This is a genomic window from Cellulosimicrobium sp. CpK407, from assembly GCF_051844275.1.
Lineage (GTDB): Bacteria > Actinomycetota > Actinomycetes > Actinomycetales > Cellulomonadaceae > Cellulosimicrobium > Cellulosimicrobium cellulans_G.
Genome location: NZ_JBGNYC010000015.1, coordinates 78187 through 86670 on the forward strand (window position 1 = coordinate 78187; position 8484 = coordinate 86670).

Consider the following 8484-nt stretch of genomic DNA (forward strand, 5'->3'; position numbering starts at 1 on the left):
GGAGCGACGCGGGTCAGCGGTCGCCGGTGTACCGGGGGTCGATCTCCTCCGGCGTGCGCGCGAGCAGGTGGGCGACCTGCTCCACGAGCACGTCGCGGACGAGGTCCTCCAGGTCCTCGGCGTCGAACGCGCGGGCCTCGACCGGCCGTCGGTAGACGACGATGCGCGCGGGCTGACCCGACTCCGCGGGGAAGCACCGGCCGAGCGGGACGCCGCCGTCCTCCCAGGGTGCAGGGTCGGACGGCGGCACGTCCTCGACCGCGAACTCCGTCCCGCGCAGCTGCTTGGCCCACGAGCGCTCGACCCGCTCGACGACGTCGACGACGACGTCGTCGAACTTCTCCGCCCGCGTGCGGCTCGCCGGTGCGGTGGGCGGCAGGAGCGGCCCGCGGATCCCGCGACCCCGGCGGTCCCGGCGTCGCGGCACCGGACCCTGACCGCCCGGGCCGGGCGCCCGAGGCGGGATGACGAGCTCGTCGAACGAGACGGGGGGCGGGGCGGGGGTCGCCCGGCGCGACCAGCGGTCGCGGGCCCGGCGCCCCTTGCCGGCGGGCTCGGGCCGCGAGCCGGGGGACGGAGTGTTGCCACGCACACCACGACTCTAGCCCGCCGCCGCCCGGCGCAGCGCGCCCACCTGCGGCGGCGCGGGCGCTCGGACGGCGTGTGGCGGCCCCACGACACGCCAGGAAGGCGTAAGGTCAGCGCGTGAGATCCGTCAGGCAGTGCTCGCGCACGGCGTGCGTCCGTGCCGCCGTCGCGACCCTCACCTACGTCTACGCCGACTCCACGGCGGTCCTCGGCCCGCTCGCGCACCTCGCCGAGCCGCACTCCTACGACCTGTGCGCCGAGCACGCGGAGCGCCTCACCGCACCGCGCGGCTGGGAGGTCGTGCGGCTGTCGCCCCAGTTCGTCGAGACCGGCCCGAGCGACGACGACCTGTCGGCGCTCGCGGACGCGGTGCGCGAGGCGGGCAAGGTCCGGACGGAGCCGGAGCCGCCGGACGTCACCGAGGTGGGGCGACGCGGCCACCTGCGCGTCCTGCGCGCCGAGGGCGACTGACCCCGACGCACCCCCGTACCCCCGCCTCGGTAGGGTGGGCGGCGTGACGACCGACCTCTCCCACCTCATCAAGGCGTACGACGTCCGCGGCACCGTCCCGGACCAGCTCAACCCTCAGGTGGCGAAGGCCATCGGTGCCGCGTTCGCCCGTGCGGTCGTGCTCCCCGAGGCGCCGGCCCCCGCAGGCGACGCGCCCGCCCGGACGAGCGTCGTCGTCGGGCACGACATGCGGGACTCCGGGCCGGAGCTCGTGGACGCGTTCGCGGCGGGTCTCGTCGAGGCCGGGGTCGACGTCGTGCGCATCGGGCTGTGCTCGACGGACGGGCTCTACCACGCGTCCGGCGTCCTCGGTGCGCCCGGCGCGATGTTCACCGCGAGCCACAACCCCGCGGTCTACAACGGGATCAAGCTGTGCCGCGCGGGCGCGCGCCCGGTGGGCCAGGACTCGGGGCTCGCGGAGGTCCGCCGGCTCGCGGAGGGGTACCTCGACGACGGCCTCCCCGCCGCCGCGGACGAGCCGGGGACGGTCACCGACCGCGACACGCTCGCGGACTACGCGGCGTTCCTGCGCTCGCTCGTCGACCTGTCGGGGATCCGGCCGCTCAAGGTCGTGGTCGACGCCGGCAACGGGATGGGTGGCTACACCGTCCCGGCCGTCCTGGGCACGGGCGCGGGCCTGCCCGCGCTGCCGCTCGACGTGGTGCCGCTGTACTTCGAGCTCGACGGCACGTTCCCGAACCACGAGGCGAACCCGCTCGACCCGAAGAACCTGCTCGACCTGCAGGCCGCCGTCGTGGAGCACGACGCCGACCTCGGGCTCGCGTTCGACGGGGACGCCGACCGCTGCTTCGTCGTCGACGAGCACGGCGACCCGGTGTCGCCGTCGGCGATCACGGCGCTCGTCGGGCTGCGCGAGGTCGCGAAGGAGGTCGAGGCGGGGCGCACGCCGACCGTGATCCACAACCTCATCACGTCGCGGGCCGTGCCCGACTTCCTCGGGGCCGCCGGCGCCCGGACCGTGCGCACGCGCGTCGGCCACTCGTTCATCAAGGCGCAGATGGCCCAGAACGACGCCGTGTTCGGCGGCGAGCACAGCGCGCACTACTACTTCCGCGACTTCTTCTTCGCCGACACGGGGATGCTCGCGGCGATGCACGTGCTCGCCGCCCTCGGGTCGCAGCCGCACCCCCTCTCGGCGCTCGGGGACATGTACGAGCCGTACGTCGCCTCGGGCGAGATCAACTCGACCGTGGCCGACGTGCCGGCGGCCCGGGCGCGCGTCGTCGAGGCGTACGTGACGCAGCAGGGCGGCGGGCCGGTCGAGGTCGACGAGCTCGACGGGCTGACCGTCTCGCACTGGGACTCCCACCCGCAGTGGTGGTTCAACCTCCGCGCCTCGAACACCGAGCCGCTGCTGCGGCTCAACGTCGAGGCCGCCGACGAGGACATCATGGAGAAGGTGCGCGACGACGTCCTGTCGCTCGTGCGCACGCACGACGACGAGGAGCGAGCATGAGCCTGCAGATCGACCCCTGGGTGCGCGAGGCCCTGCGCTGCCCCGTGACCGGCGCGCGCCTGGTGGACGGCACCGGCCCCTCCGGGGAGCCGGAGCTGCACTCCACCGATCCCGACCGCCCCCTCGCGTACCCGGTGCGCGACGGCATCCCGGTCCTGCTGGAGGACGACGCGCGCGAGCTCTGAGAGCCGCACCGGTCCGAGGACGACAGGAGGCCGGCTCCCCGTGGGGAGCCGGCCTCCTGTCGTCAGCACGCCCGGGCGCGGAACCGACGGCGGCGAGCCGAGGACCGCGGCCCGTTCGTCGCGCGACGTCAGACGCCCGCGGCCTCCTTGAGATCGTCGACGAACGTCGGGTTCGCCTCGAGCCAGGCCTGGACGGCCTCGGCCTCGTCGGCGTACTCGTCGGAGTTGAACATCATGTTCTCGAGCGAGAAGAGCTGCTCGTCGTCGAGGGAGAAGGCGCCGAACAGCTTGGTCAGCGTCGGGTAGCGCTCCTCGAAGTCGGACGAGCCCCACATGTGGATCTTCTCGGCCTCGCCGAGCGCGCCCTCGGGGTCCTCGAGGTCGCGGACGGGGAACTCGTCGTAGGCCCAGTGCGGGCGCCACAGCGTGACGGCGATGTTCTCGCCGGCGTCGGTCGCGCCCTTGAGCTCGGCGAGCATCGCGGGGGTCGAGGAGATGGAGTAGTCCATGCCCTCGAGGCCGTAGGTCGGGATGACCTGGTCCTGGGTGATCTCGGTCAGGCCGGCGCCGGCCTCGATCCCGACGAGCTTGTTGCCGTACTCGTCGGCCATGCCGGCGAGGTCCTCGAGCGACTGCGCGGGCGAGTCCTCGTTCACCGCGATGGTGAGCTTGGCGTCGTCGTACCAGTAGCCGAGGTCGGTGACCTGGTCGCCGTACTCCTCCTCGTACGAGGCGTGCGTGTAGGGGAGCCAGACGTCGAGGGTGACGTCGAAGTCCCCGCCGGCCAGGCCGGTGTAGACGACGCCGATGTCGGCGGTCTGGGAGGTGACGTCGTAGCCCTCCTGCTCGAGGATCGCGGTCCACAGGTGGGACACGGCGATGCCCTCGTCCCAGCCGGAGGGGATGCCGATGGAGACCGACGTCTCGTCCTCGCCGGTCGAGCCGCCGGCGTCCGAGCCGCCGGAGCCGGAGTCGGAGGCGCAGGCGGTGAGGGCGAGGCCGAGGACGGCCGAGGCGGCGACCGCGGTGGTGCCACGAGCGAAGCGGCGGGTGCTGCGGGTGCGTGCGGGGGTCATGCTGTCCTTCCCTGGGTCCGGGCGGACCCGGTCGGTGTGCCCGACGCCGGGGGTGCGGCGGGCGGGTTCCCGGCGCTGCGGCCGGGCACGGTTCGGGCGCTCCTGAGACCGGCTCAGACGCGCTCGCTCAGACGCGCGCCGCGGCGAGGGCGCGCGAGACGGGGGCGCGGTTGCCGAGGGCGGACGTCACGCGGTCGAGGAACATCGCGAGGATGACGACGGCGAGGCCCGCCTCGAAGCCGAGCGCGACGTTGACGCGCTGGAGCGCGGCGACGACGTCGTTGCCGAGGCCGCCGGCGCCGACCATGCCCGCGATGACGACCATGGAGAGCGACAGCATGATGACCTGGTTGACGCCGGCCATGATGGTCGGGAGCGCGAGCGGGAGCTGGATCTGGCGCAGGATGCGGCCCGGGGTCGCGCCGAACGCCTGGCCTGCCTCGACGACCTCCTTGTCCACCTGCCGGATGCCGAGCTCGGTGAACCGCACGCCCGGCGCCATGGCGAAGATGATCGTCGCGATGATGCCCGGGACGGGTCCCGTGAGGAAGATGACGACGGTCGGGATGAGGTAGACGAAGGCCGGCATGGTCTGCATGAAGTCGAGGATCGGCCGCACGACCGCGGAGACGCGGTCGTTGCGCGCGGCCCAGATGCCGACCGGGATCGCGACGACGAGCGCCAGGACGGCGGACAGCAGGACGAGCGCGAGGGTGTCCATCGCGTTGTCCCACTGGTCGACGCCGGCGATGACGACGAAGCCGACGAGCGAGCCGAGCGCGAGCTTCCAGCCCTTGGCGAGGAGCGCGAGGGCGGCGAGCGCGAGCGCGACGACCCAGAACGGCGGGCTCGACAGGATCGTGTCGAGGCCGTCGTAGATGCCGACGAGGACGTCCTTGACGAAGCGGAAGAGCGGCCGGAACGTCGTGGTCATCCAGTCGACGAACGTGTCGACCCACTCGCCGAGCGGGATGCGGGGGACGAGGGTGTCGTTCACGCGGCACCTCCCTCGGTCGTCGGGTGGGCGTCCACGGCGGCGTCCCCGACGGCCTCGTCCTGCACCGCGGGCGCGCCGAGGTCGATCTCGCCCGTGCGCGGCTGCTCGGTCGGGACCATGGCCTCGAGCAGGGTGACGCGCGGGACGACGCCGACGAGGCGGCCCTCGGCGTCGGTCACGGGCACGGGGAGCGACGACTCGGCCGCGGGCGCGAAGATCTCCGCGAGGGGCGTGTCCGGGGAGACCGGGGCGACGCCGTCGTGCACGAGGTCCCCGATGCTCTCCTTGCCGGCCTTGAGGGCGGCGACCGCGTCGTCGTCGCGCACGACGCCGTGCAGCACGCGCTGGCGGTCGACGACGTACGCGGCCGAGACCTGCGCCTCGCGCATCGCGCGGCTCGCCTGACGCGGCCCGCCGCTGACGGGCACGACGACCGCGGGGCGCACCATGACGGACGACGCGGTGAGGACGCGCGTCCGGTCGACGTCGGCGACGAACTGCGCGACGTAGTCGTTCGCGGGGTCGGACAGGATCTGCTCGGCGGTGCCGATCTGGACGATCCGGCCGTCGCGCATGACGGCGATGCGGTCACCGAGGTGCATGGCCTCGTTGAGGTCGTGCGTGATGAAGACGATCGTCTTGCCGAGACGCTGCTGCAGGTCGAGCAGCTGCTCCTGCATCTCGCGCCGGATGAGCGGGTCGAGCGCGCTGAACGCCTCGTCCATGAGCAGGACGTCGGTGTCGGCGGCGAGCGCGCGGGCGAGCCCGACGCGCTGGCGCATGCCGCCCGAGAGCTGCGACGGGAGCGAGTCCTCCCAGCCGCCGAGCCCGACGAGGTCGAGCGCGGTGCGGGCCTTCTCGCGGCGCTCGGCCTTGCCGACGCCCTGGATCTCGAGCGGGTACGCCGCGTTGTCGAGCACCGTGCGGTGCGGCAGGAGCGCGAAGTGCTGGAACACCATGCTCACGCTGCTGCGTCGCAGGGCGCGCAGCTGCTTGGCGTCGGTCGCCGCGAGGTCGGTGCCGCCGACCACGACGTGCCCGGCCGTCGGCTTCCACAGGCCGTTGAGCATGCGGATGAGCGTGGACTTGCCGGAGCCGGAGAGGCCCATGACGACGAAGATCTCGCCGCGCCGGACGTCGAAGCTCGCGTCGATGACGGCGGCCGTGCCGAGCGCCTTGACGTCGTCACGGGCCGCGCCCTGCTCGAGCCGGCGGATCGCCTCGACCGGCCGACGGCCGAAGACCTTGTAGACGTCGCGCACGGAGACGGCGACGTCGGTGGGAGGAGGGGTCGACGGTGCGGGGGAGCCGACCGTCGTGTCGCTGCTGTCGGGCGGGGTGATGCTGGGAGCGGTCATGCGGGCGGGTCTCGCCACCTTCCGTGCGGGGACCGGCACGCCCCGCGCGAGGACGGCGCCAGAGGATTCCGGCGGCGGCGTCTCGGGAGCGTGGCACGCGGCCGTGATCGCGTCGCGGTCGGACGCCCGAGGGCGACCTCCGCGCTCGGCGCGCAGCGGGCCACATGCTGGTCCGACGTCAATCGGTACTCCAGCACCCTGCCTGATTCGAGGGTCAACTTCTACCTACGACCCCGGGATCGGGGACTGTTCCAGGACGATTCTTGACCCACCATCGTTGGAACGGTGCGGATGCCGACGGATCGCGGATCGTTATCTCTTTGTGATCTTGAGATGGTCAAGCATTCGTGTTACGCGCGCGCCCGGGCGCGCGCGCTGGACGAACGGTGCGGCGAGCCCGGGGCGCCGTGCTCGCCGGGGCCGGGCGGCGCCGTCGTCGGTAGGCTGGGACCGGGTGGGCTGCGGTCCCGCCCGGCGCGGACGGGAGCCCCCAGCGCAGCCACCGGCCGGCCAGTCGGCCAGCCACCGGCAGGACCGGTACCACCGGCCCGACCGGCACCGAGAACGCACAGGAGAACCATGTCCACCACAGCGCCAGCCCCGACGACCGGCACCTCGGGAGCCGCTCCCGGCTTCGACGAGGTCCCCGGCCGCTACAAGGTCCGCGACCTGTCCCTCGCGGAGGCGGGCCGTCACCAGCTCCGTCTCGCGGAGCACGAGATGCCCGGCCTCATGGCGCTGCGCGCCGAGTACGGGGAGTCGCAGCCGCTCGCGGGCGCCCGCATCGCCGGCTCGCTCCACATGACCGTGCAGACCGCCGTCCTCATCGAGACGCTCGTCGCGCTCGGGGCGCAGGTGCGCTGGGCGAGCTGCAACATCTTCTCCACGCAGGACGAGGCCGCGGCCGCCGTCGTCGTCGGGCCCCACGGGACGCCCGACGACCCGCAGGGCGTCCCGGTGTTCGCGTGGAAGGGCGAGAGCCTCGAGGAGTACTGGGACTGCACCGAGCAGATCCTCCTGTGGCCCGGCGACGAGTCGCCGAACCTCATCCTCGACGACGGCGGCGACGCCACGATGCTCGTCCACCTCGGCCTGCAGTACGAGCGCGCGGGCGTCGTCCCGCCCGACACGCTGCCCGGCGAGCCCGACCACACGCACGAGATGAACGTCGTGCGCGCCGTGCTGCGCCGCGCGCTCGAGGCCGACCCCCTGCGCTGGACGACGATCGCCCAGGCGATCCAGGGCGTCACCGAGGAGACGACGACGGGCGTGCACCGTCTCTACCAGCTCGCCGAGGCGGGCGAGCTGCTCTTCCCGGCGATCAACGTCAACGACTCGGTCACCAAGTCGAAGTTCGACAACAAGTACGGCATCCGCCACTCGCTGCCCGACGGCATCAACCGCGCGACCGACGTCCTCATGGGCGGCAAGGTCGCGTTCGTCGCGGGGTACGGCGACGTGGGCAAGGGCGCTGCGGAGGCGTTCCGCGGCCAGGGCGCGCGCGTCATCGTGTCCGAGGTCGACCCGATCTGCGCGCTCCAGGCCGCGATGGACGGCTACCAGGTCGCCCGGATCGAGGACGTGCTCGGCGAGGCGGACTTCTTCATCACGACCACGGGCAACAAGGACGTGATCCGCGCCGAGCACCTCGTCGCGATGAAGGACAAGGCCGTCGTCGGGAACATCGGGCACTTCGACAACGAGATCGACATGGCCGGCCTCGCCGAGGTGCCCGGGGTGTCGCGCACCGAGATCAAGGCCCAGGTCCACGAGTGGACGTTCGCGGAGCCCGGCCCGGGCGGGCAGCCCGCGGGCCGCTCGATCGTCGTCCTCTCCGAGGGGCGCCTGCTCAACCTCGGCAACGCGACCGGCCACCCGTCCTTCGTCATGAGCAACTCGTTCTCCAACCAGGTGATCGGCCAGATCGAGCTGTTCCAGGACGCCACGTCCGCCGCGCGCGAGGGCCGCGAGCGCTCCTACGCCCGCCAGGTGTACCGCCTGCCCAAGGTGCTCGACGAGAAGGTGGCGCGCCTGCACCTCGACGCGCTCGGCGTGCGGCTCACCGAGCTCTCGCCCTCCCAGGCCGACTACCTCGGCGTCCGGGTCGAGGGCCCGTACAAGCCCGAGCACTACCGCTACTGAGCGCCGACAGCCCGCTCGCGCCACGAGGAGGTCGCATGGACCAGTCGCCCGACGAGCGTGGCCCCGTCGCGCCCCCGCCCACCGCGGGCCGGGGTCCTCTCGCGCCGTCTCGACCTCCTCGGGCTCGGGGACGACGCCGCGACCACGTGCT

At 73.2% G+C, this 8484-nt stretch carries 8 protein-coding genes; 4 read left to right on the top strand and 4 right to left on the bottom strand.

All coding sequences use genetic code 11. The annotated features are described in order from the left end of the window. Nucleotides 1-13 precede the first annotated feature (13 nt). The gene (locus ABWU78_RS09105; RefSeq protein WP_353708706.1) at nucleotides 14-592 is read right to left on the bottom strand and encodes a metallopeptidase family protein; all 579 of its coding nucleotides are present in this window, start codon (nucleotides 590-592) and stop codon (nucleotides 14-16) included. Nucleotides 593-705: 113 nt separating this feature from the next. On the opposite strand from ABWU78_RS09105, the gene ABWU78_RS09110 reads away from it, so the two are divergent. Genes ABWU78_RS09110 through ABWU78_RS09120 form a run of 3 tightly spaced genes read left to right on the top strand, consistent with a single transcriptional unit; the run spans nucleotide 706 to nucleotide 2760 of the window. Continuing rightward, a complete protein-coding gene (locus ABWU78_RS09110) occupies nucleotides 706-1059 on the top strand; it encodes a DUF3499 domain-containing protein (protein WP_047232115.1) in 354 nt (117 codons plus the stop codon). A 43-nt stretch (nucleotides 1060-1102) separates the two neighbouring features. After that, nucleotides 1103-2575: a phosphomannomutase/phosphoglucomutase gene (locus tag ABWU78_RS09115; protein ID WP_439158156.1), complete on the top strand. Its 1473-nt coding sequence runs from the start codon at nucleotides 1103-1105 to the stop codon at nucleotides 2573-2575. Then, nucleotides 2572-2760 carry a Trm112 family protein gene (locus ABWU78_RS09120; protein WP_141389178.1) on the top strand — a complete coding sequence of 63 codons (189 nt, stop codon included), beginning with the start codon at nucleotides 2572-2574 and terminating at the stop codon, nucleotides 2758-2760. The genes ABWU78_RS09115 and ABWU78_RS09120 overlap by 4 nt, the downstream gene beginning before the upstream one ends. Before the next feature lie 128 nt (nucleotides 2761-2888). Here ABWU78_RS09120 and ABWU78_RS09125 read toward each other — a convergent pair whose 3' ends face one another. The 3 genes from ABWU78_RS09125 to ABWU78_RS09135 form a co-directional block, all read right to left on the bottom strand. Then, nucleotides 2889-3836 carry a glycine betaine ABC transporter substrate-binding protein gene (locus ABWU78_RS09125; protein ID WP_439158157.1) on the bottom strand — a complete coding sequence of 316 codons (948 nt, stop codon included), beginning with the start codon at nucleotides 3834-3836 and terminating at the stop codon, nucleotides 2889-2891. Between the two features lie 127 nt (nucleotides 3837-3963). Next, nucleotides 3964-4833: an ABC transporter permease gene (locus ABWU78_RS09130; protein ID WP_353708709.1), complete on the bottom strand. Its 870-nt coding sequence runs from the start codon at nucleotides 4831-4833 to the stop codon at nucleotides 3964-3966. After that, a complete protein-coding gene (locus ABWU78_RS09135; RefSeq protein ID WP_353708710.1) occupies nucleotides 4830-6191 on the bottom strand; it encodes a quaternary amine ABC transporter ATP-binding protein in 1362 nt (453 codons plus the stop codon). The genes ABWU78_RS09130 and ABWU78_RS09135 overlap by 4 nt, the downstream gene beginning before the upstream one ends. Nucleotides 6192-6770: 579 nt before the next feature. Here ABWU78_RS09135 and ahcY point away from each other — a divergent pair. Further along, complete coding sequence (ahcY, locus tag ABWU78_RS09140; protein WP_439158158.1) at nucleotides 6771-8333, top strand: adenosylhomocysteinase; 1563 nt, start codon at nucleotides 6771-6773, stop codon at nucleotides 8331-8333. Nucleotides 8334-8484: the final 151 nt, after the last annotated feature.